This is a genomic window from Moraxella sp. CTOTU46711 (assembly GCF_031975715.1).
In the GTDB taxonomy this organism is placed as follows: domain Bacteria; phylum Pseudomonadota; class Gammaproteobacteria; order Pseudomonadales; family Moraxellaceae; genus Faucicola.
Map to the genome: position 1 here is coordinate 727,540 of NZ_DALYMP010000001.1, position 23,833 is coordinate 751,372.

A 23,833-nucleotide genomic window follows, 5' to 3' on the forward strand; every position below is an offset into this window, starting at 1 on the left:
AGTTTTTTTTGACCCTGATTTCATTCACGTGTGACTAATTTTTTAGCCGCATGTTCAATTGTAAAAAAACCAACACATTTATACTATAAACTATTTAAATCATTGAATTTTTTTATTACAACAAACAATCACAACAAACAAGGAGCGTACTGTGATGACAACGGACAACCCAACTGCAAACAAAAAAATTGCCCTCGTAACAGGTGCGTTAGGTGGTATTGGCACTGCTATTTGTCATGCGCTAATCCAAGCTGGCTATCACATCATTGCAACCTACACCCACAAAGCTGATAGCACGGTCAACCGCGGCGAAGCTTGGTTAAAAGAAGAAGGCATGAATGCCAGCGATTTCACCTTTGTTGAAACCAATCTCACCGACCATGAAGCAGCCACAAAAGCCATTCTTGATGCAATTGAAAAAGCAGGTCACATTGATGTGCTAGTAAATAACGCAGGTATCACCCGTGATACGACTTTCAAAAAAATGACTTATGAGCAATGGTCAGAGGTGATTGATACCAACTTAAAATCACTATTCACGGTCACCCAACCTGTTTTTAACAAAATGCTTGAGCAAAAATTTGGGCGTATTGTGAGTATCAGCTCAATTAATGGCTTAAAAGGTCAGTTTGGTCAAACCAACTACTCAGCCACCAAGGCAGGTATCATCGGCTTTAGTAAAGCGCTGGCACAAGAAGGCGCTAAATCTGGGGTGACCGTTAACGTGGTTGCACCGGGTTATACGGGTACTAAAATGGTGATGGCAGTGCCTGAAAAAGTGATGGAAAGCATCAAAGCAGGCATCCCAATGGGTCGTATCGCCCAACCGGAAGAGATTGCCGCTGCCGTGGTGTATTTGGTCAGCGATGGCGCTGCTTATATCACAGGTGAGACCATCAACGTAAACGGCGGTCAATACATGCACTAGTTAGCCTGCTATCAAGCTTGTCATTAGCGGTTATAAACTAAATCGGTTATGAACTAACAAAGACCAGTCATTGTGACTTGGTCTTTTTTGTTGTATGACAACATTACTAACAACCGTTAACTTACTGGCAACTTACTTGGCTGTTAATTTTTTTACGCCATCTGCCGTTGCCATCAGCAAGATATCAGCGCGCTGTGCGCTAAATAACCCATTACACACCACTCCTACTACATTGTTTAACTTTGCTTCAAACGCTGCTACCTTCTCAATGTCCAAGCCGATATCTAAGCCATAAACATCCAAAATTAAATTGCCATAATCGGTGACAAATCCTTCACGGTAGACCGGCTCACCGCCAAGCTGCACCAACTCACGCGCCACATACGAGCGCGCTTGCGGCAATACTTCAATCGGTAGTGGAAAGCCAACACCTAATTGCTGCACCCATTTGCTTTCATCCACCATGCAAATAAACTGCTTAGATGCGGCGGCAACAATTTTTTCACGGGTTAAAGCGCCGCCACCGCCTTTGACTAGCTGTAAGTGCTCGTTTACTTCATCGGCACCATCAATATATAAGTCTAACTCACCCGTGAAATTTAAATCCATCACCTCAATACCGAGCGCTTTAAGCTTATCTTCGGTGACCTTTGAGCTTGCCACAGCGCCCTTTAGGTTAACTTTTGGCAATAATTCAATGAGGCAGTTGACGGTACTGCCCGTCCCCACACCCAAAATCATGCCTGATTCGATATATTTTAACGCGTCTGCTGCCACGGCTTGTTTTTGTTGTTGTTGCGTGCTTGCATTCATCGTACTCATAGACCCAGCCTTGTTAGGAATTTATCAAAAAAATAGATAGAAAACTTAATGCTATCAATTACCCAACTTATTTTACCGTAAAAGCACTTGCAAGCTAAACCCTAAAGTCCTAATCTAATCACTTATTTTTTACTTCTCTAACGATTTGCTTTGTTTTGGTTATAAAAGCACACAGAGCGTAAAAATAAATCTTCAAACGTATTTTTCAAACTTAGGTCATTATTATGTTATCAGATTGGGTACGCCTTATCCTTCAAGCGACCGTGTATGATGCTGCTATTCAAACGCCGCTTGAACCCGCCAAAAAACTCAGTGAACGGTTTAACAACGATATTCGTTTTAAACGTGAAGATTTTCAGCCAGTGTTTTCTTTTAAGCTGCGGGGTGCCTACAATCGAATTAGCCAGTTAAGCGAAGCAGACAAAGCCAAAGGCGTGATTTGTGCCTCTGCCGGCAACCACGCGCAAGGCGTCGCCTTCTCGGCTAGCCGCTTGGGACTCAATAACATTATCGTGATGCCAACCACCACCCCCGATATCAAAGTCAGTGCGGTCAAGTCTTTGGGCGGCAATGTGGTGCTATATGGTGATAGTTTTGATGAATCAAACCGCTATGCCATTGAACGCGCCCAAACCGATGGTTTGACCTTTATTCCGCCGTATGACGATAAACTGGTCATCGCAGGTCAAGGTACTATTGCCATGGAGCTAGTACAACAATGGCGTAAAATGGAATATGTGTTTGTTGCCGTTGGTGGCGGTGGTTTAATTTCAGGTGTGGCAGCGTTTTTGGGGGAAGTCGCACCGCATGTCAAAGTCGTGGCGGTCGAGCCAGAAGAAGCAGCCTGTCTCAAAATCGCCTTAGCCACCAATGAACGCAAGCGCTTACCCCAAGTGGGGTTGTTCGTCGATGGGGTGGCAGTCGCGCAACTGGGTGAAATACCGTTTGACGTCTGCCGTATGCCAAAAAGCGATAACTCAGGTCCCGTGGTCGAGCCTGATGTGGTCACTTGTAGCAATGATGAAGTGTGTGCGGCGATTAAAGACGTGTATGATGAAACCCGCACCATCGTCGAGCCTGCAGGCGCGTTGGCGGTCGCAGGTATGAAAAAATACATCGAAGATCATAACCTACAGGGCAAAAACTGCGTAGCGATTTTATGTGGTGCCAACATGAATTTTGACCGGTTACGCTATATCGCTGAACGTACCGAAATTGGTGAGAAAAAAGAAGCGATTTTTGGAGTGACCATTCCTGAGCGCACAGGCGCCTTCTTGGATTTTTGCCGCTCACTCAAAGGTCGCAACATTACCGAATTTAACTACCGCATCAACACCAACCCCAACTATGCCCATCACGCTGCCAATATTTTTGTCGGTATCGCCCTCAAAGAAGGGGAAAAAGAGCGCAAAGCAATCCACCAGTTACTCAATGAAGCCGATGATGCCGCGATTGATTTGACCGATGATGAGGTCGCCAAGACCCATATTCGCTATTTAATCGGTGGGCACGCGGGATTAAGAGACGAGCAATTATTTCGCATTGAATTTCCCGAGCGTCCTGGCGCGCTGCTTAACTTCCTTGAAAAATTGGGCTCACAGTTTAATATTTCTTTATTCCACTATCGCAATCATGGGGCGGCTGAAGGGCGTATCTTAGCGGGCATTCAAATGGGTGAGCAAACTGCCGAGCAATTACTTGCCAAGCTGCAAGACATTGGCTATGAGTGCGAAAACCTCACCGATAACTTAGGCTATCGCTTATTTTTACAATAATTTTAACGGTTTGGACAAAAAAGGTGTCATCGTGGCGCCTTTTTTTGTGCCAAGTTTTTTATGCCAAGCTATGCACAAAATTCGCTAAATTTCAGCACGATACATAGCAAAAATAGCCATTTTCTGCTAATCTCAATACTTAAAACTTGATAATTTACCTGATAAATTAATTAAAAAATTCTGCTATAAGACAACCACTATGTCATCAAAAAAACGTTTTTTAAAACTTGCCGGTATGACTGCCAGTATCGCAGGGAAAGCAGCTAAAAATTCTATTAAGTCTTTTGCAGGCTCTGAAGAAGATAAACTCACAGCCCGTAGCGAAATGCTGCAAACCGTAGGGCTGCAAATCGCCGACACATTAGGCGAAATGAAAGGCGCGGTGATGAAAGTCGGTCAAATTGCCTCGCAGTATAAAGATGTGTTTCCGCCTGAAGTCTCAAAAGCGCTGGAGAAATTACAAAAAGACGCACCGCCCATGCCGTTTGACGTCATCAAACAGCAGGTTGAAAAAGAATTGGGGCAACCGATTGAGGCGTTGTTTGCCCAGTTCGAGCAATCACCCTTTGCGGCAGCCTCTATCGGTCAAGTCCATAAAGCGGTGTTGCCAACCGGTGAAGCAGTCGTGGTTAAAGTGCAATACCCCGACGTTGATACCAGTATCGATAGTGACTTAAAACACGTTCGCTTGGCGCTTAAGATAACTGGCGTGCTCAATATGGATAAAACCTTGCAAGATAAAATCTTTGCAGAAATCCGTGATAGCCTGTATGACGAGCTTGACTACACCAAAGAAGCCCATAATTTAGCAATTTTTGGCAGTTTTCACAGCGATGATGATGGGCTGATTATCCCCAAAGTTTTTCATAGCCATTCCACCAAACGTATTTTAACCCTATCACAAGAACTGGGTGAAAAGCTCGAAGTGGCTGCCACTTGGGACAATGACATCAAGCAAAAAATCGCCACTCGCTTATTTGATTTTAGTGCCGGTCAATTGTTCAAACTGTATCGTCTGCATTGTGACCCCCATCCAGGTAACTTTGCGTTTCGCCCTGATGGCTCGGTCATTGCCTATGACTTTGGTGGTATCAAATCTTACAGTCATGACGAAGTTGCGTTATTCAAACGCTTTGCCATTCATTGCCTGAGCGGTGATGTGACAGCGCTTGAGCAAGATTTGGTCAGCATTGGCATCAAAAAAGACAATGATGAACCACTGCCCACAGACTTTTATAACGATTGGTTGCAGATTGGTTTGACCCCGTATGGTTTTACCAAGTTGTTTGATTTATCCAAACATGCGCCTTATGACTTTGCCACTAGCCAAACCCATTTTCAAGCGATTGCCAAAGCAAAAGAGTCGCTTAAATACTGGCAAAGCTTTCAACCTGCCCCACTTACAATGATGCTTGATCGAACCATTTCTGGACAGTACTGGAACTTGGTGAATTTAAAGGTAAAAATTGATTTAAGTGAGTTGATACACCGCTATATTGATTTGCCGACATTGCCACGACCTGACGACTCGCCTCGCCCTTAGGTTTGATTTTAACTTTCAATAACATTTCCTGCGATGACATAGGTGCAACCCCCTATCAAAAATCGGGGTTGCTCGTTTATAATAGCGCACGCAAAATTTTGAAAATCAGATTGTTACGTTAGATAAAGGATACACTCATGGCCGGACATTCCAAGTGGGCAAACATCAAACACCGTAAAGCCAAACAAGATGCGGCAAAAGGTAAAGTCTTTACCAAAATCATTCGTGAGCTGGTCTCCGCTGCCAAACAAGGCGACCCAGACCCAGCAAGTAACCCACGTTTGCGTGCGGCGGTGGAAAAAGCCAACTCAGTTAATATGACCAAAGACACTGTGAAACGGGCGATTGAACGTGGTGCAGGCGGCGGTGATAATGACAACATGCAAGAAATCACCTATGAAGGCTATGGCTTGGGCGGTGTTGCGGTGATTGTCGAGACCATGACGGATAACCTCAACCGTACCGTTGGCGAAGTGCGTCACGCTTTTAGCAAAAATGGTGGCAACTTGGGTACATCAGGCTCAGTGGCTTATATGTTTAGCAAACGCGGTGAAATTACCTTTGATGATGTCTCGCTAGAAGACACCATCATGGAAGTGGCACTTGAAGCCGGGGCAACCGATATTGAAAATAACGGTGATAGTATCACCGTGGTCACTGAGCCAGAGAATTTCGGTGACGTGATGGATGCCTTAGAAAAAGCCGGTTTAAAATCTGACAACGCAGAAGTGACCATGTCCCCTTCAACCATGGCGGATGTCACTGATGTCGAAGATGCTAAAAAAATCATGAAAATGATTGATATGCTAGAAGATTTGGACGATGTACAAGAAGTCTATACCAACGTCAACTTTACGGATGATGTCATGGAACAACTCGATGATTAAGTGAAGTTTTTAAGCATAAAAAGGCTAAATGTAGATTTAGCCTTTTTATTTAGCAATTTGTAGCAGTGTCATGGTGGGGTATAAGGTTAGAAATACTCGATTAAATTCACTACCGTGATGCAATACTTCACTTGTGTCAAAAGTTAATACGCCCTTTTCTTGCTGTTCATTGGTATGAATCAATAACCAGACTTCATCCAACGCTCTTTTTTTGCGGTACGCTTGGACTTTATGCGCTTTTTTGCTCATCACCGCACCAATATCACTTTGATTGATGTAGGAATCAATCGGTAAATCTTCGTTTTCATCTGACATATCGGTAAAAAACGCACTGGGTAACCAACGCATGGTTTTGGCAATACCGTTTTGTAATTTACTACTGAGCGTAGGATGTGGCAAATCACTCGATTGCTCAATAAACTGCTGGGATATATTTGAAATATTACGGTTATCAATTTTTTGCCAATCGCCCTTGACACCTAATATCTCACCGTGACAATTAAACTGCGTTGGCGTCAATTTGGTGGACAGTTGTAATAGCGACTGCCAATACCAACGTTTTAACATTAAATTATCATTACTGAGTCCATCACGTAGTCTTGGCAAAGTGGTCAATTCGATGCCAATGGTATATTCACCTTTGTCACAATAAAAAATACAGGTAAAATCAGGCTCATTACCATCATCCGTACCCGAGATGGTTTTGGCAGGATGTAAATGCAGCATGGCTAAAAAATGCGCCAAATACACCCATTCACGCTGGCGTTTGAGCTGATTTTGCGACATCCGTATGATGCTTGGCGAATTTTTTTTATTCCCTGTCATCCATTAATTATCCGATTAGCTTATTCAATTGACTCAGTCTAACTTACCTATTTTAATTTACCTAGCCTATTGTTTCTTTGACTAAAATATATCAAAAAAATTTTACTTACTTCAACACGTTAGCTTATCAGCTCAATACGTCAAATGCATGACAATAATTTGGACAGTTTTAAAAGCTGTGTGTGTTTTTAGTAATTTACCTAACTATTATGACATTTAGCCTTGTATTTTAAGCCACTAACCTTATATAATTCACAGTTCATTTGGGGATGTTCTGGCTTCGACGCTGGTAATGAAACTCAATGATGCATGTCGAGTGAGTATGTCCACTCGTAAATAAAATATACATTTTAAACTAGTCGCAAACGACGAAACTTACGCTCTAGCAGCCTAAGGGCTGCTTGGGACGGCACAGATTGCCATTGGTCTGGTTGCTCTCCTTGAAGCGAACGCACGATGGATAGCTTAAATTGTTGTCTCGCCAATTTGAGCAAAACTTAAGAGGCTCGTGGTTGGCATCCTGACTGTCGGTTCGCCAACCATTAAAGCCATAGACAGAATCTAAACATGTAGAGTCATGGGCGTAGTGCTGGCGGACGCGGGTTCAACTCCCGCCATCTCCACCATATATAAAAAAAGAGAATGCAGTAATCTGCATTCTCTTTTTTTGCATTTTTTATATCCAATTAGCTACTCAAGATAGCATTTTTACATAAAATCAACAGGTTAGAAAAACTAGCCGATATGGTTACACAATTTATATGTTTAGCAAAATACACCCGATATTGAAGATTTTGTTTACAATAAAATATTTGAAATAACATAACTTTGTAATTAGAATACACATCCCTTAAGTGATATTAAACAATATTACTTTGTTTTTAATATGTAAATCACGGGAAATGCCCCTTGATACCTTTAAGTAGTCAGATCATTGACCACTTTAATTGATAAAAGGAACATCCGATGAAATATATCATTGCCAGTTTGTTTGTCACTACTTTAGTCACCCAGCAAGCCAACGCTGCTGTTGTTTCATGGTATGGTGGCAAGCATCATGGTCGTACCACGGCGTCTGGCGAGAAATTCAATCAACATGCACTGACTGCCGCTAGCAACGTGCATAAATTAGGTAGCCTACTTAAAGTCACCAACAAAGCCAATGGTAAAAGTGTGGTAGTACGCGTGACTGACACAGGTGGGTTCGGCAAATACGGGCGTACGCTAGATTTGTCAAAAGGTGCTTTTAGCAGAATTGCTAATCTTTCAAACGGTCTTGCAAAAGTCGACATCGTTAGATTATAGCGTTATTTTTATTAATGTATTTTGCCGTAAAAAAGGGCGCTATTAATTGATAGCGCCCTTAATGTTTTATCAATTAAGAAGTTTAATCCTCTAAAAAACGGGTATCATTCGACCATTGCTGCATTTTGATACTTTCATCCAAATATTGCTCGATAGCCGGCAAGTTAAACCCGTCGTTTTCACTGATAAAGCTAATACTCATACCTTTATTGCCTGCCCGACCTGTACGACCGATACGATGAACATAATCATCAGGACTGTCTGGCAAGGTATAATTGACCACACAAGCCACATCATCCACATGAATACCTCGCCCTGCGACATCAGTCGCCACTAAAATATTGGCATCGCCTTGACGAAATTGTGCCAAATACTTCTCGCGTTTTGCTTGGATAACATCCCCTGACAGTATCACTACTTTATATTGACGATTAAGTTTGTCATACAGGCGTTTGACTTGGTCTTTACGATTGGCAAAGACAATCATTTTCTTGGGAGAAATTTTTTCAATAATTTGCTGTAACGCCGCCAGTTTATCCGATTCCATCAAGGTGAAAAATAGCTGCTCGATGTTTTGACTGGTTTTTTGCTCGGGCGCAATCTCTACAAAAATCGGCTGATATAACCAGCGATAAGCTAAATTCATCACATCTTGGTTAAAGGTAGCGGAAAAAAGTAGGGTTTGCCGATGCGTATTGGCAGGCATCATACGAATCAACCGTTTGATATCAGGTATAAACCCCATATCCAGCATTCTATCTGCTTCATCTAATACCAAAATTTCAAGACGATCGAGATACACATGGTGCTGAAAGCAAAAATCAATCAAACGACCTGGGGTGGCAATGATGATATCGACAAAATTTTGATGTAGCTGCTTTGACTGCGTCTCATAGTCTGTGCCACCGAGCAAACAAACAGTATGAAGTTTGGTAAACTTGGTGAGCTCAAGGCAATCTTGATAAATTTGTTGAGCCAGTTCTCGAGTCGGCGCGAGCACCAGCGCACGGGTTTCTCCCAAAAAACGATCGCCATCAACCTCAGGGTCTATGGGATTATTCAGCAATTCATTGATGATGGTCAGTAAAAACGTTGCTGTCTTACCTGTACCTGTTTGTGCCTGCCCAATGGCATCTTGCCCAGCGAGTGTATTGGGCAATATTTGCGCTTGGATAGGGGTCAGCGTTTGATAGCCTAGTTGGTCAATCGCTTGTTTGAGCGCTGGATGAAGGGGTAATTGTGAGAAAGTTTGAAACACAGAGATTTAACCTATTTTGACCAATCAATCATTGGCTATGAGAAACAACAAAAACCAAGTTAATGACATCAACTTGGTTTGCAAAAAGGTCAAAAATAATACTTCAACCCCTTTTTGGCTCAACTTATTCGACTTTGGTAACTTCTTCAGCTTGAAGACCTTTTTGACCCTCAACCACGATGAATTCAACTTTTTGACCATCTTGAAGTGAACGGTAGCCGTCACCTTGAATCGCGCGGAAATGAACAAAAATATCTTCACCGCTGTTACGTTGAATAAATCCAAAACCTTTTGAATCATTAAACCATTTTACAATGCCTTGTTCACGAACTGACATATTATAACTTCCTTTAACACTATTAATGGTAGGTTTTAAAGTAGTTGCTTAACTAATCAAGACTAGTTAAGTTTAGCTACTCGCTACCTACACCTGCTAAATAATGTACTAGTTAAGCTTTTGTAATAGTTTGTTAAAACATTTCTCTACAATGTCGCTTACATAGTAAATTGTTCTTATAGCAATCATAGCATGGGTTTTTTACAAAAAAAAGTAATTTCGTAAGAATTGGTTATTTTTTTAAATGGCGATTTTTTAGGCTTATTTCAGGGTGTACGATAATAAAACTGCAGGGTTGACTATTAAAGTTGCCAATTATTTTATAGTCGGTTTGAACACATTGTATGGCATTATCTTTAGCATTTATCTTATTAATACTAATGAGTTGATTGATAACCTCCTCGCCCCATTCATCTAGCACATTATGCTTTAATTCTTTTATTAATTGCTTATCGGCATGTTGATGGGCTTTGATGGAACATTCTTTAAGTCGCCATAGTAGGTTTCGTAAAACTGCTTGATTGACTGCAGGCTTTTGATTCAACCATTGGTATTCATAGGGTGAAAAAAAGCGTGAAGCAACCTGATGACTAATTGCGCTGTCTTCAACATCAATACCGATATTTGTATAGGGTGAAATCAATACTGCGGCATGTTGGCGGCTATGGCTAAAACTGACATACCAAGTATAACCATCAGCCGTTATAAAATGATAAGGAAAGTTTGCATCCATTAACTCGCCTGTCACATTGAGCGCTTGCTGTAGCTTTTTTAGCAATTGACGACAAGACATCGACCCTGCTTTATGGGTGAATAGCGTAGCCTGTTCACCCAAATTATGGTGAATATCAATAGCCACCCAGCTATGGTGTTCGATTGGATAAAACTGCATTAGTTATATTAGTGCCTTATGGTATAAGCAAATTTAATCACGCCTTAAAGTATTTTTTTATACCAAGGTTGATTGGCTTTCTTCTTTTGTGCTTCCGCAATCGCTTTACGTTTTTTTTGATACAGTACATTATTACTGATGAGAGTGATAGCGCGAGTGTCTTGCGCGATGACTTCCCCTAAGACATTTTCAACGCTTACGGTAATGGTATAAGGGTTAGGATCGAGCGTGGTGGTTGCAATAGTATAGCTAGTGTCTTTTATGGTCGCTAAGGTTTGGTTATTGAGTTGATAGACGATTCTATCGCCTATTTTTAAACTCGGTGTCAAAGCAACGTTAATCTCAATTGGTTGACTACCCCGTCGCAGTGTTTGCCCGGCTTCAGGCGATACAATTTTTATGACATAATCGCCCTGCTGGCTTGCTGAGATGGATTGGGTCGATAAGCGATCAGTTAAGCTATCAGGCAAGCGATTGTCAGTAGCCGTACTCGCTGCATTATCAACTTCATTGTTCAAGTTATTAGATGTCGTTGTTGATTGATTGGTCATCGATGATACTTGTGATTGGGTGGGCAATTTATCTAATACGCTGATATTTTTGCTGTTTCTATTGTATTGATAAGCGGTATTGATATTATCGGTATATACCACTTGCCCCTCTGAGGTTGTCGTCTTATACACTTCAGCGTGACTTAACTGTGTCAGCAATAACACTACAGCCGTGAGTATAAAGCTATACCGTAAACCGCTATTATTATTATCCGTAGTATATTTTGTCGAAATCATATCAGCCTTCCCCTCAAAACCCATTATTACCCATATTTTAGCAAGCTTGATAATCAATCCCTAAATAATTTTGCCTATTATCCTAAAAATTTCACATAAAAAAACCCAACTTTATGTGAAGTTGGGTTTTTTGAAAAGCGAACTTATTAGCAGCTGTAGTACATATCAAATTCGATTGGATGAACTGATACGTTGTAACGCTCTACCTCTTCTTTTTTCAAGGCAATGTAAGCGTCAAGCATTTCTTTGGTAAATACGCCACCTTTGGTTAAGAACTCATGGTCGTCTTCTAACGCTTTGAGCGCAACTTCCAAGTTCTCCGCTACCGTTGGGATCAATGCTTCTTCTTCTGGTGGAAGGTCGTATAAGTTTTTGTCTGCGGCTTCACCTGGATGGATTTTGTTTTGGATACCATCAAGCGCTGCCATCAACAATGCGGCAAAGCAAAGGTAAGGGTTGGCTGCTGGGTCTGGGAAACGTGCTTCGATACGTTTGCCTTTCGGGCTTGCTACGTATGGAATACGAATTGACGCTGAGCGGTTACGCGCTGAATAAGCCAGTTTAATAGGCGCTTCGTAATGCGGTACTAGGCGTTTATAGCTGTTGGTTGATGGGTTGGTAATGGCATTTAAAGCACGAGCATGTTTGATGATACCACCAATTGCGTATAAAGCAGTTTCTGACAGCCCTGCGTATTCATCACCTGCAAAGGTGTTTTTGCCATCTTTTTGGATTGACAAATGAACGTGCATACCTGAACCATTATCACCGACCATCGGTTTTGGCATAAAGGTCGCGGTCTTACCATATTCGTGTGCAACGTTGTGTACTGCATATTTGAACTGTTGTACTTCGTCCGCTTTACGAACTAGGGTATTAAATGATACACCGATTTCTAGCTGGCAAGAGGCAACTTCATGGTGATGGACTTCAACACGACCTTCACCCATAATCGCTTCTACCGCGGCACACATATCAGCGCGCATATCTTGTGAGCTATCAACAGGTGGTACTGGGAAGTAACCGCCTTTGACGCGTGGACGGTGCGCATAGTTACCGCCTTCCATTTCTTTATCAGTTGACCAAGCGGCTTCATCAGCTGAGATGGTGTGACGCGCACCTGACATGTCGATTGACCATTTTACATCATCAAATACGAAGAATTCTGGCTCTGGACCAAAGAATGCGGTATCACCGATACCCGTTGATTTTAGGTATTCTTCAGCACGTCGCGCGATTGAGCGTGGGTCACGGTCATAACCTTGCATGGTTGATGGCTCGATAACGTCACAGGTCACAACAACTGTCGTTTCACGAAAGAAAGGATCGACAAAGGCGGTATCAGCATCTGGCATCAAAATCATATCTGACGCTTCAATGCCTTTCCAACCAGCGATTGATGAACCATCAAACATTTTACCTTCTTCAAAAATGTCTTCGTCCATGCTGTCAGCTGGATAGCTTACATGTTGCTCTTTACCTTTAGTATCGGTAAAGCGAAAATCTACCCACTTTGCTTCGCTAGATTTGATTAAATCTAAAAATTTATTCGACATTGCTCGTTTCCTTTTACGCAAAAAATGATTAAAAAAACGTTACGCCACTTTATACTCTTTTTGGCGCTGTGACAAGAGATTAACAAAGTGGTGCTTGTTGGATTTAAACTTTCAAGTTATGTGCCAACTTTTGCGCCATCATGCCAAATATTAAATTTTTATATCAAATTCAATGAGTTATTTGAGGGTTGATTTACTGATGAAGTTGGCTAACGTCACTATCTGCCTAGGTAGCCTTAAAATCGCCATGCGGCTGTGACACTTGCACCATTTTAATTAGAATTTCATCGATATTCACTTTTATGGTGCATAAAATATTTGTTTAACTATTTTAGTGAAAATCATTAACATTTATCTCTCCGACTCGGCTTCATTTCTTCGGTTTCAGTCACTTGTATAATGGTTGTGATAAAATAATTAACTAAAATAACGGTGAAGTTTTTTCATCGGCTAACCATCGTCCAACAGTTACAGCATAGGGTTTCTGGATTGCTACTTTTTATTGATAACTACGACAGTTTTGCCTACAATTTGGTACAGTATTTTGAACAATTGGGACAACCCGTTGAAGTCTGGCGCAATGATGCTTGCAGCAGTGAAGACATCATTCGTTTAAATCCCGATTATTTGGTCATTGGTCCCGGACCTTGCACGCCCAGCGATGCGGGCAATACGTTGAGTTTTATCAAAGACTGTGCCGGCATTATTCCTATATTAGGCGTTTGCTTGGGTCATCAAGCGATTGGGCAAGCATTTGGCGCCCATATCATTCGTTGCCCAACGATTATGCATGGGCGGGTGTCGCAAGTTTTTCATCACCACCAAGGGATATTTGCCGGACTTCCCTCACCTTTTAAAGCCACTCGCTATCATTCTTTAGCGATTGCGACAGACAGTTTGCCTGCTTGTCTAGAGGTTACCGCATGGTGTGATGATATTCACCCACATAATTCTCTGCCATCCCCTACTGTGATGGGCATTAGGCATCAAACATTGCCAATTGAGGGGGTGCAGTTTCATCCAGAATCTATCTTGAGTGAGCATGGGTATGCGATTTTGAAAAATTTTTTAGCTAACTATGAAAACCATGAAAACTATCAAAACGCTAACCCTTAGACTGGGATAATTGAGTTTTGCGGCTTAAAGTTTGGCTTTAAAACTTGGCTTTAAAACCTGGCTTTGTTATAGTATACTAGTACAATGATATATAAAGTGTAAGCCATAAAACTCATACGAGACTAACATGACCCATACTGTAACGCCCTATCTTGGTGACATTACCACGGCTATTGAAAACAACCAACCATTAACACAAGAGCAAACCCAACTACTACTTACCACGGCACTGGATCGCGCCATCAATACCATTGACCTGACCTATGCAGAAATGCGCGGCGTCATGCTAGCCATCATGCAAGGTCAATGCCCCGATGCCATGATGGGCGCGCTGCTTACTGCGCTGCGTATGAAAGGTGAAAGCATCGAAGAAATCACCGCCGCTGCCCAAGTAATGCGGGAGCTTGCGATTAAAGTGGATTTGTCGGATGTGCCCAACGTCGTCGATATTGTGGGTACGGGGGGCGATGGTGCGAATTTGTTTAATGTATCTACCGCCGCTACTATGGTCGCAGCGGTTGCCGGCTGCCATGTCGCCAAGCATGGTAATGGCGGCGTTTCCGGCAAATCGGGCAGTTCCGATTTGCTGCAGCAAGCGGGTATTAATTTGGCGCTAAATACCGAGCAGATTACCCAGTCGATTAAAACGCATGGTATTGGTTTTTTGTTTGCGCCCAATCACCATGTGGCAATGAAACATGCGATGCCCATTCGCCGCACCCTAAAAACGCGCACGGTGTTTAATATTTTGGGACCTTTGACCAACCCGGCGGGCGTCAAAAATGCCATGATTGGGGTATTTAATCCTTCGCTGTGCGAACCGCTTGCCAATGTGTTCAAAAACCTTGGCGCAGAGCATGTGCTAGTCGTCGGCTCAGTGGATAACCTTGATGAAATCTCACTGGCGACTTATACCCATGTGGCTGAACTTAAAGATGGCAAAGTCAGCGTGTATGATATCGAACCTGAAGATGTTGGTATCGAATCGCAAACCCTTAAGGGCTTAATTATTGACAGTCCAGCACAGAGCCTAGCGCTCATCCGCGAAGCACTGGCTAACAATCCTAATAAAACCCCCATCGCCAAAAAAGCAGCGGATATGGTCGCCTTAAACGCCGGTGCGACCATCTATGTGGCAGGTAAAGCAGAGACCATAAAACAAGGCGTAGCCATGGCACAAGATATCATCAGCAGTGGCAAAGCCTTGCAAAAAATGGCAGCACTAGCAAGCTTTACTCAGCAATTCACCTCTCATTAAATTTTTGGAAAAACCATGCCTCATCAAGCAGTCCCCTCGGTATTACAAAAAATTGTCGACACCAAACGTCAAGAACTGGTCAAAGCCAAACAACAACAATCTTGGCACGACCTTGAGCAAATTGCCGCAACGAACCGCGATGACATCCGTGATTTTGCCGGCAGTTTGCGCAAAGCGGGTATCCGTGTCATTGCAGAAGTCAAAAAAGCCTCGCCATCCAAAGGCATCATTGCCCCTAATTTCGATGCTGTCGCCACCGCAGTCGGCTATGAACAAGCGGGTGCCGCTTGCCTATCGGTATTGACGGATACGGATTATTTCCAAGGCTCGGATGAGTATTTATTGCAAGTGCACCAAGCGGTAAGCCTACCTGTGCTACGCAAAGATTTTATGATTGAGCCATATCACATTTTGCAATCACGTGCGCTTGGAGCAGATTGTATTTTGCTGATTATGGCGTGTTTATCAGATACCCAAGTCGCTGAACTGAACGAATTGGCATTAAAGCTTGGCATGAGTGTGCTCATTGAGTGCCATGACGAGATAGAAGTCGAACGTGCGTTACGCTTGCCAGCCCATCATCAAAACGTGTATGGGGTTAATAATCGCAATCTACATAACTTTGATGTGAGTTTGGACACTACCCTACGCCTAAAAACACTTTTTCCACAAGATAGCTTATTGGTGACAGAAAGCGGGATTCATTCGGCAGAGGATGTAAAATTGATGCTCGACCATGATATCCATGCGTTTTTGATTGGTGAGCAGTTTATGAAAACGGGTGATGCAGGCGCGGCATTAGCAAAGTTATTATTAGAGAGTTTATAAGATGAGTTTTAGGCACTAACATAAATTTAGTATGCTATGGGTGCTTAGAACGCATGTTACTACTATTTGAAAATTATAAAAAAGATGTTGCTAATTGAATTATTAAATCCAAAAACTCTTTCACAAAAAATTTATTTAATAGGATATTTATTATTCGTGCTTTTTATTCTTTTTAATACTATTTTGCCATGGAAAGGACGAGACTTCCCAAATCAAGCAAGCATACTTTATAGCGAGGGAACGATTAATTACAATTATCAGCAAGACGGTAGAAGTAAAAGATTATTACTTATTTTGGATAATGTAAATAATACGAAAAAAAACCAAGTGTTTGGTTGTAGCTACTCTGCTTATTCCACTCCCAGTACATCAGTGTGTATTAGTAAAAAATATATAGAAGATTATATTGGAAAAAAAGCAATATTTGGTTGGTATTATCAAACCGATTTTTTTGGCTTCCATAACCCAATACCTCAACTAGTGTCAATAAATGTAGATGGAAAATATATAAAAAGCTATGAAAACACAAAGAAAAACTTTTTAAAGATGAATATAGGTAGAAGCTTTATTTCGCTAATAAATCTTATAATTTCTTTTTTAATTTTTTATAAATTTATTTATCCCCTAGATTCAATTAAGAAGTAGCAGGGTTCGTTCCACTCACCATTTAAAATATTAACCTAAACCATGTAAAAGCGCATCCTACAAAATAACGATAAAACCTTATGAATTTGCTATAATGTCCATTTTTTCGAGATCTAAAATGGCAAATTTATTTTCCAAAGAAATGCAAGACCAGTTAAAGCAGCTTAAAACCGAACTGGGTAAAGGTCGTAGCCAAACCAAAGAGAGCGATGAAAACGGCAAACCGACTGAAACCGTGGGCTTATTGAGCAAGCAACAAGTCGCCAAACAAGTTAAAAAATATAATAGCGAACATCTGGATGATGATAAATTGCTATTTATGCAAGCCATGTCAGGCGTGCAGCCAATCAAAGATAAAAACTTGGCGGATAAAAACAACGCTGGCGCTAAGCTTGATGCGACGACGCTAGCCAAACGCGCGGCGGCGGTCGGTGGTGACGATGATAGCGGACATACATTGTCTGATATGCAAGCGCTGCTTAATCCTGTCTCTGGCGATGCGTATTTAAGTTATAAAACCGCAACGCTACAAAACAAAGTATTTAATGACCTCAAACAAGGCAAAATTCGCTGGTATGATGCCGTAGATTTACACGGTGCTACCATTGAAGAGTCGCGTGAAGCTATGAGTCAGTTGATTTTGCAGGCTCAAAAAAACAATGAAAATTGCGTGAAAATCATTCATGGCAAAGGCATTGATAGTATCTTAAAAACTTGCGTCAATGGCTGGTTGCGTCAGATTCCTGAAGTGCTTGCTTTTTGCTCAGCCCCTGCGGCACAAGGTGGCAATGGTGCAGTGTTGGTGTTACTCAAAAAACGTGAAAAAGCCAATCGCGATCAATAACCATTGTACTGCTATTTTGACTATAGGTTAAATTTTACAAAATCATGCATAAAACAATCCATGCATGATTTTTTTAACGAGATTTTTTAATTGTTAATAGTTTATTCTTAGTTTTTGTTTATAATAGGCTCTTTTTTTTCATGGATTAAATGCTCTGCATTAATCTACTCTCAACTGGCTAAAAACAGCGCCCATTTGTCTTTTGATAGCTGACTGTTTTTAACACCACTGGGTATAGGAGAAAGGTAGCTTTGAATAATACCACCACTGCGACTAATTCGCCCGCTAAATTGCAACGTCATTTAGCCCTTTGGCACATTATCATTATTGGTTTGGCGTATATTCAGCCCATGACCGTATTTGATACTTTCGGCTTGGTTTCTGAAGCCAGTCATCAGCACGTTCCAACATCTTATATTATTGCATTGATTGCTATTTTGCTTACCTCGCTAAGTTACGGTAGCATGATTCGTCGTTATCCTTCGGCGGGTTCGGCATATACCTATGCGCAAAAATCGATTCATCCCAATGTCGGGTTTATGGTGGGTTGGTCTTCTTGGTTGGATTATTTATTGTCACCGCTGGTGAATATTATCCTAGCGGTGATTTATCTTGAAGCACTGTTCCCGGATGTCAACAAATGGATTTGGGTATTTATTCTGACGGGATTTATGACCTGGATTAATGTGCATGGCTCCAAAGTCGTGGCTTACTTTAATAGTTGGATTGTGTTTATTCAGCTATTGATTATCGGTGTATTTACGTGGTTGGTGTATAGCAAATTGATGGCGGCCACCAATGCGGACGGCACTATCAATGCCGCAGCTTACCAATTATGGAGCTTAAAGCCGTTTTGGAGTGATATTGCCAATATGACGGCACTTATCAGTGGTGCAACGATTTTATGTTTCTCTTTCACAGGCTTTGACTCACTCAGCTCATTGGCGGAAGAAACCAAAGATGTGCAAAAAACCCTACCAAAAGCAATTTTCTTGACCGCATTGATTGCAGGTATTGTGTTTATCATTAGCACTTACTTTATGCAGATTTATTTCCCACAACCCCCTGATAAATATTTCCCAGATGTGGCTGCTACCCAGCCAGATATTTTGATGTTGGTCGGTGGTTCTGCGTTTCAAGCTGCCGTACTGGGCTTTGCAATTGTTACGGTGATGGCGTCAGGTATTTCTGCGCATGCCGGTGTTTCTCGTTTGATGTATGTAATGGGGCGTGATGGGGTCATTAATAAACGTGTTTTTGGTCATATTCATCCAAAATACTTGACCCCGACCTACAATATCTATATCGCGGGTGTGATTGCGTTAACCGCAGGTTTTATTGAGTTTGATGTTATCGCGCATTTGATTAGTTTTGGGGCATTAACGGCGTTTAGTTTTGTTAATTTATCCGTGATTGCGACCTATATTATCCGTGAAAAACGCTACCACAGTGCCTATGATTTATTGATGTATTTGATTGTGCCGCTGTTGGGCTTTATCAGTGTTGCGCTGATGTGGAAAGAAAGTGAGCCTATCGCCATCAAAATGGGCTTAGGCTGGGCAGTAATCGGTATCATCTACTTGGCATTTAAAACCGGTGGCTTTAAGCGTCACCCACCGATGCACAATGAACATGAATAATGGTTAAGGTGGTGAAAAGGTCAGATACGATTCTGACCTTTTTTATGTCTGTGGCTTTTGGGAAACCCCTATGTTAGAAATTTTATATCAAGATGAACACTGTGTGGCAGTCAATAAGCCTGCGGGTATGCTTGTCCATCGAAGCTGGCTTGACCGTCATGAAACCGAGTTTGTGATGCAGACCCTTCGCGACCAGTTGGGACAATATGTTTATCCGATTCATCGCTTAGACCGGCCGACATCGGGGGTGTTACTGTTTGCTTTATCGAGCGAATCAGCGCGGCAGCTGTGTGAGCAATTTAAAAACAGGCAAGTGCAAAAATCTTACTTAGCCATCGTGCGCGGATATTTGACAGTTAACGAGCAGACATCTGGGCTGATTGATTACCCACTCACACAAATTTTGGATAAAATTGGCGATAAACCAAGTTTGCAGGCGCTTCAACAAAGAAAGGTTAGTTCGACAGAAATGTTTGCTGAATCCCTTAGCAGCCCTGCTGAATTAACTTTACTGCAACCTGCGCAAACGAACTGGCAATGCTTGGCAACCACTGAGCAGCCGTTTCAAGCGCGCGCACGCTATCCCACTTCACGCTTTAGCCTGGCTAGATTGACGCCCATTACCGGACGAAAACACCAGCTACGTCGCCACATGAAGCATGTGTTTCATCCGATTATTGGCGATACCAGTTATGGCGATCATCACCAAAATCGCGCCATCCGTCAACATATCGGCGTGCATCGCTTGATGTTACATGCGCATGCCTTGGCTTTTAATAGACTGACCGACAATCGCCGTGTTGATATCACTGCACCTGTGGATACAGATTGGTTAACGATGTGTGCGCAGTTTGGCTTTCATTTACCTTATTAGCAATATCATTATTTGGCGACATTATTTACGCAACCAAGTAATCACTTACTTTGCTACCTAGAGTCGCAAATGTTGCGCCAATGCCTGCCCCCACCAAGACATCGGTGGGATAATGTAACCCAAGCACCAAGCGCGATAATGCCACCAGCATCGTAAATGGCAGCAACACCCATAACATCATCGGCACTTGATGACCTATCATGGTGGTAAACAATACCGCTTGCAGCGTATGCCCTGATGGAAAACTAAATACATCCAAAGGCCGTTCGCCTAAAGTAATGGTCTGGTGTACTTGGTAAGGGCGTGGACGCACTGTGTGTACTTTTAAATACTTATACAGCAAATAACCGCAAAAACTGCTGAGTAACACCGCACACACTTTAACAGCAACGATACTAGCGACCAGTCCTTGCGATAATAACGCTATTAGCATCACTACCGTCGATAGCGCCCAAAACCAACCATCCCCTAAGCGGCTGATGGTTTTGAAAAACTGCGCAAAAAACTTCAATTGTGACAGCAAATTTACCCGTAAACATAAGCGAGTATCCCACTGCAGCACCCGCTTTTGCAAATGATATAGCTTAGGTTTACTGTGCAAAAACTGATAATAATTGCGCATTAAATTGGGTAAGTTTTCGACAGGGCTAACAGAGGTAGAGGTGAATTCTGAATTGGCAAGTGACAGTTTGGATTTTTTTATGGGTTGATTCATGGCGCCATCCTTTTTTTGCCTATTTGAACATCACGTTTTGGAAAAAAACGCGGCAGATTCAGCAGGTCTTTGGGTTGGGTGACTATTTTGGGTTGAGTGGCTATTTTGGGGTGAATGACTATATCGTGGCTGTTTTTTTGTCGCTACAGCTACAGTCGGGTGAAGTGACTCAGGTGTGAGGGCGATTGTTGAATCCGCTAGTGGATGTTGAGCTATTGACTGAGAAGAAAAAAGTGCTGATGTCACTGGGCTAGCTGTTAGGGTTTTCGTCTGGATTGATAGCACCTCATAAAACATGGTCAACATTTCTTGGGCAGGTTTTTGCCAAGAAAAAGCAGCTACCTTTTGTCGCGCAGCTAGTCGCATCTGATCAAGCTGTTGTTGTTTAGGCAATTCACTGATCATCTCTACAAAGCGTTGTTCTTGCCCAAGCGGTACGGTTTTACCACAACTATCATCCACCAACAGCGCCGCAGCCGCATCATGATAGGCAAAAATTGGCAAACCCGATGCCATCGCTTCGGTGACGACATTACCAAAAGTTTCCACTTGACTAGCAAAGACAAAAGCGTCGGCACTGGCATAATAACTTGCCAACGCCTCACCTGTTTTAAAGCCTGCAAAAATAATGCTTGTATCATTGGCATGCCTTTTAACGAGCGCTTCTTTGTACGGTCCATCACCGACAATCACTAATTTAACATGACGATGCAGCTGCTGTAATTGTAGCGCTTTGAAGCTTTTAATGACGGTATCCATACCTTTTTCAGGGGAAACACGGCTCACACACATTAACACTGTGGTACCCTCGCCTACGCCCCAGCTTTGCCGTAATGCTTCGCTACGTTTGCTCGGTGCATAGCGCGCTGTATCAACGCCACGACCCACTTGGTACAAATGCTTGAAACCAAATTCAGCCAGCTGATGTTGGGTGGTCTGGCTTGGAATACACGTGGCATTGCACTGGTTATGAAAACGCTTCATATACGCAAGCAAAGGCACTGAGACAACTTTCCAACCAAAGTATCGGCTAAAATCATGAAACGCGGTGTGATAACCTGAAGAGACTTTAATTCTTTGCTGTTTGCCAGCAATCAGCGCCGCAAGCCCCAAAGGACCTTCTGTCACGATATGCACGATATCAGGACGAAGCTTGCGCAGCTGCTTCGTTAAAAATCGGTAACAAGGTAGCCCCATGCGCAGATGCGGGTAATAGGGAATGGGCAAACTTGGCACTTGCAAATCAGTGGTAACAGCCGCAGTATTAAGCCCTGTCATTAGGGTATGGTGTTCGACTTCATCGCTTTGTTTGGGGCGAATCAAAGTGATGCGATGACCCATCGATTTGAGTTCGCGCATGATTTGATAAACGCTTGAGGCTACTCCATTGATATCAGGCAACCACGTTTCAGTCACCAAAGCGATATGCAGTGATGGCCTATTGTCATGAAAAAGCGTGCCTGCAACTTGAGTTGAGAGATTGATGTGATTTGCTGACGTCGTCTGAGTGTCAGACGAAGCCTGGTACAAATTAGTATTTACAGTGTTGTCACTCATAGTATGTTATCAACCATTATAACCGACTGCTTTGTTTGACTACAAAAGCCGTTTCGGTAAATTAAATCAATCCTTTGTATGGGTTAAGCTTATAAGCCGCCATTGACAACCTCATGTCAATTTGATAACAGTTTGATGACAATTGCATCGCACCTATTACAACTGTCACACCTATCGCAGCTATTACAAGTATCGCAAATAGGGGTCGATTTTGCTAAAATAGCGAGCAGATTGCAGCTTTATAGATTAATTTATAGATGGTTAAATGACTGATTTGATAAATACATCGAATAATACCGCTATGCCCAATACTTCGACGTTGGATACACCGATTGTGATGCTGATGACACATGCGCCTAGTCATCCGCTCACCAAACGAGCGCTTGAATGTGCCCAATTGCTATGTGCAAACGATGGTAAAACAACCGATGAGCAAAACCCGTTGACTACTACCGATTTTAAAATTTTCTTATATAGTGATGCGGTGATGTTGGCCAACCGATTAATTTGGCTGCCAGATGATATCGAAAATCTGGCAAAAAACTGGCAACACTTTGCTATGAGTCATGATTTAACCATTCAAGTGTGTGTGAGTGCCGCTTTGGCTCGCGGGGTGACAGATGCTGACAATGCGACTAGACATCAGCTACAAGGTGATAATTTGGCAGATGGCTTTGAATTGGTCGGTTTGGGTGAATTAGCCATGCATCTGCACAGGGCAAAAACGGTTTATCAGTTTTAATTGGGATGGGTTTAGCGATAGCGATTTACTATGAAAATTATCATTAATATTCACGCTGACACGTTTTTGCTTTGTCATGAAGCCTTATCAATGGCGTTCGCGCTAGCGGCGTTTGACCACCAAATTCAGCTGACTATCGGTCATGGCATGCTAAACTTACTACTTGATGCGCCCACAGGCAAGCTTGCCCATATGCTGGCATCCCTTGATATGTATGATATGCCGCCCGCTTGGCTAGCGCTAGCAGATTTTGATAGATTCAAAGCATGGCAAGCGAAGCTATCAGCAGACTTTGATTGGTGTGCTCAAGTAGCGCTACAGCCAACCACAGCGCCTAATTTTGATACCACTTTTGACTTATAAATATTATGACCCAACTTCCCGAACTTGACCAAGACGGTCATTTGATAGCTCATCAAACCTGGACACCAGATATCGCGCAACAATTGGCGAACACGCTGGATGTCACGTTAACCCCTGAGCACTATCTAATCATAGACGCAGTACGTCAATATTATGATTTATACAGCCATCCACCGACGACCCGTCCTTTAATCAAGTTTTTATCTAAGCAATTGCCCTCATTGGCGATTGATAACACCAAACTGCAAGCCATGTTTAACACGGGTCTTGTCGCGCGTCATGTCAACCGCATTGCCGGGTTGCCAAAACCTGCAAATTGCTTATAAATTTTGAGG

General features: G+C 42.4%; 24 protein-coding genes and 1 other RNA gene. 16 read left to right on the plus strand and 9 right to left on the minus strand.

Features of this window, described 5'->3' with window-relative positions; translation table 11 throughout:
- Positions 1–154: 154 nt before the first annotated feature.
- Complete coding sequence (gene phbB, locus RTJ53_RS03140) at positions 155–928, plus strand: acetoacetyl-CoA reductase (RefSeq protein ID WP_312275799.1); 774 nt, start codon at positions 155–157, stop codon at positions 926–928.
- 132 nt (positions 929–1,060) lie between these two features.
- On the opposite strand, the gene rpiA is transcribed toward phbB, so the two are convergent.
- On the minus strand, positions 1,061–1,750 hold the full coding sequence (gene rpiA / locus RTJ53_RS03145; RefSeq protein ID WP_312275800.1) for a ribose-5-phosphate isomerase RpiA: 690 nt from the start codon (positions 1,748–1,750) through the stop codon (positions 1,061–1,063).
- A gap of 224 nt (positions 1,751–1,974) precedes the next feature.
- Between rpiA and ilvA the strand changes: the two genes are divergently transcribed.
- From ilvA to RTJ53_RS03160, 3 genes are all read left to right on the plus strand, one after another.
- A complete protein-coding gene (ilvA, locus tag RTJ53_RS03150) occupies positions 1,975–3,525 on the plus strand; it encodes a threonine ammonia-lyase, biosynthetic (protein ID WP_312275801.1) in 1,551 nt (516 codons plus the stop codon).
- Positions 3,526–3,724: 199 nt separating this feature from the next.
- Positions 3,725–5,068, plus strand: a complete 1,344-nt coding sequence (locus RTJ53_RS03155) for an ABC1 kinase family protein (protein ID WP_312275802.1) — start codon at positions 3,725–3,727, stop codon at positions 5,066–5,068.
- A 137-nt stretch (positions 5,069–5,205) separates the two neighbouring features.
- The gene (locus RTJ53_RS03160; RefSeq protein WP_060994896.1) at positions 5,206–5,955 is read left to right on the plus strand and encodes a YebC/PmpR family DNA-binding transcriptional regulator; all 750 of its coding nucleotides are present in this window, start codon (positions 5,206–5,208) and stop codon (positions 5,953–5,955) included.
- Between the two features lie 45 nt (positions 5,956–6,000).
- On the opposite strand, the gene RTJ53_RS03165 is transcribed toward RTJ53_RS03160, so the two are convergent.
- Positions 6,001–6,780 (minus strand): hypothetical protein, encoded by a 780-nt coding sequence (locus tag RTJ53_RS03165; RefSeq protein ID WP_312275803.1) that lies wholly within the window; start codon positions 6,778–6,780, stop codon positions 6,001–6,003.
- Positions 6,781–7,045: 265 nt separating this feature from the next.
- On the opposite strand from RTJ53_RS03165, the gene ssrA reads away from it, so the two are divergent.
- Positions 7,046–7,406, plus strand: a transfer-messenger RNA (tmRNA) gene (gene ssrA, locus RTJ53_RS03170).
- A 340-nt stretch (positions 7,407–7,746) separates the two neighbouring features.
- On the plus strand, positions 7,747–8,085 hold the full coding sequence (locus RTJ53_RS03175) for a septal ring lytic transglycosylase RlpA family protein (RefSeq protein ID WP_099833808.1): 339 nt from the start codon (positions 7,747–7,749) through the stop codon (positions 8,083–8,085).
- 82 nt (positions 8,086–8,167) lie between these two features.
- Here the strand turns inward: RTJ53_RS03175 and RTJ53_RS03180 are convergent, their stop codons facing one another.
- The 5 genes from RTJ53_RS03180 to glnA all read right to left on the minus strand — a co-directional run bounded on the left by RTJ53_RS03180 (position 8,168) and on the right by glnA (position 12,916).
- Entirely contained in the window at positions 8,168–9,349 is a 1,182-nt protein-coding gene (locus RTJ53_RS03180) for a DEAD/DEAH box helicase (RefSeq protein ID WP_312275922.1), read from the minus strand.
- Positions 9,350–9,467: 118 nt separating this feature from the next.
- Entirely contained in the window at positions 9,468–9,680 is a 213-nt protein-coding gene (locus tag RTJ53_RS03185; protein ID WP_007116878.1) for a cold shock domain-containing protein, read from the minus strand.
- 232 nt (positions 9,681–9,912) lie between these two features.
- The gene (locus tag RTJ53_RS03190) at positions 9,913–10,572 is read right to left on the minus strand and encodes a 4'-phosphopantetheinyl transferase family protein (protein ID WP_312275804.1); all 660 of its coding nucleotides are present in this window, start codon (positions 10,570–10,572) and stop codon (positions 9,913–9,915) included.
- A 44-nt stretch (positions 10,573–10,616) separates the two neighbouring features.
- Positions 10,617–11,360, minus strand: a complete 744-nt coding sequence (locus tag RTJ53_RS03195; protein ID WP_312275805.1) for a DUF4124 domain-containing protein — start codon at positions 11,358–11,360, stop codon at positions 10,617–10,619.
- Between the two features lie 146 nt (positions 11,361–11,506).
- Positions 11,507–12,916, minus strand: coding sequence for a type I glutamate--ammonia ligase (glnA, locus tag RTJ53_RS03200; protein WP_065252507.1), 1,410 nt, complete (start codon positions 12,914–12,916; stop codon positions 11,507–11,509).
- Between the two features lie 489 nt (positions 12,917–13,405).
- Between glnA and RTJ53_RS03205 the strand changes: the two genes are divergently transcribed.
- The 7 genes from RTJ53_RS03205 to RTJ53_RS03235 all read left to right on the plus strand — a co-directional run bounded on the left by RTJ53_RS03205 (position 13,406) and on the right by RTJ53_RS03235 (position 20,121).
- Positions 13,406–14,032 (plus strand): anthranilate synthase component II, encoded by a 627-nt coding sequence (locus RTJ53_RS03205; protein WP_312275923.1) that lies wholly within the window; start codon positions 13,406–13,408, stop codon positions 14,030–14,032.
- Positions 14,033–14,159: 127 nt separating this feature from the next.
- On the plus strand, positions 14,160–15,290 hold the full coding sequence (gene trpD / locus RTJ53_RS03210) for an anthranilate phosphoribosyltransferase (RefSeq protein WP_312275806.1): 1,131 nt from the start codon (positions 14,160–14,162) through the stop codon (positions 15,288–15,290).
- Positions 15,291–15,305: 15 nt separating this feature from the next.
- Positions 15,306–16,118, plus strand: a complete 813-nt coding sequence (gene trpC / locus RTJ53_RS03215; RefSeq protein WP_312275807.1) for an indole-3-glycerol phosphate synthase TrpC — start codon at positions 15,306–15,308, stop codon at positions 16,116–16,118.
- 84 nt (positions 16,119–16,202) lie between these two features.
- Positions 16,203–16,763: a hypothetical protein gene (locus RTJ53_RS03220; RefSeq protein ID WP_312275808.1), complete on the plus strand. Its 561-nt coding sequence runs from the start codon at positions 16,203–16,205 to the stop codon at positions 16,761–16,763.
- A 118-nt stretch (positions 16,764–16,881) separates the two neighbouring features.
- Positions 16,882–17,607 carry a Smr/MutS family protein gene (locus tag RTJ53_RS03225; RefSeq protein WP_312275809.1) on the plus strand — a complete coding sequence of 242 codons (726 nt, stop codon included), beginning with the start codon at positions 16,882–16,884 and terminating at the stop codon, positions 17,605–17,607.
- 251 nt (positions 17,608–17,858) lie between these two features.
- Positions 17,859–19,247: an APC family permease gene (locus RTJ53_RS03230; RefSeq protein WP_312275810.1), complete on the plus strand. Its 1,389-nt coding sequence runs from the start codon at positions 17,859–17,861 to the stop codon at positions 19,245–19,247.
- A gap of 70 nt (positions 19,248–19,317) precedes the next feature.
- Complete coding sequence (locus RTJ53_RS03235) at positions 19,318–20,121, plus strand: pseudouridine synthase (protein WP_312275811.1); 804 nt, start codon at positions 19,318–19,320, stop codon at positions 20,119–20,121.
- Between the two features lie 25 nt (positions 20,122–20,146).
- Here RTJ53_RS03235 and RTJ53_RS03240 read toward each other — a convergent pair whose 3' ends face one another.
- Positions 20,147–20,743 carry a phosphatase PAP2 family protein gene (locus RTJ53_RS03240; protein ID WP_312275924.1) on the minus strand — a complete coding sequence of 199 codons (597 nt, stop codon included), beginning with the start codon at positions 20,741–20,743 and terminating at the stop codon, positions 20,147–20,149.
- A gap of 123 nt (positions 20,744–20,866) precedes the next feature.
- Complete coding sequence (locus RTJ53_RS03245; protein WP_312275812.1) at positions 20,867–22,393, minus strand: glycosyltransferase family 4 protein; 1,527 nt, start codon at positions 22,391–22,393, stop codon at positions 20,867–20,869.
- Positions 22,394–22,694: 301 nt separating this feature from the next.
- Here RTJ53_RS03245 and tusD point away from each other — a divergent pair, with 301 nt between their 5' ends.
- Genes tusD through RTJ53_RS03260 form a run of 3 tightly spaced genes read left to right on the plus strand, consistent with a single transcriptional unit; the run spans position 22,695 to position 23,824 of the window.
- Positions 22,695–23,135 carry a sulfurtransferase complex subunit TusD gene (tusD, locus tag RTJ53_RS03250; protein ID WP_409418134.1) on the plus strand — a complete coding sequence of 147 codons (441 nt, stop codon included), beginning with the start codon at positions 22,695–22,697 and terminating at the stop codon, positions 23,133–23,135.
- A gap of 30 nt (positions 23,136–23,165) precedes the next feature.
- The gene (locus RTJ53_RS03255; protein ID WP_312275814.1) at positions 23,166–23,498 is read left to right on the plus strand and encodes a hypothetical protein; all 333 of its coding nucleotides are present in this window, start codon (positions 23,166–23,168) and stop codon (positions 23,496–23,498) included.
- Between the two features lie 5 nt (positions 23,499–23,503).
- Positions 23,504–23,824: a TusE/DsrC/DsvC family sulfur relay protein gene (locus tag RTJ53_RS03260; RefSeq protein ID WP_312275815.1), complete on the plus strand. Its 321-nt coding sequence runs from the start codon at positions 23,504–23,506 to the stop codon at positions 23,822–23,824.
- Positions 23,825–23,833 lie beyond the last annotated feature (9 nt).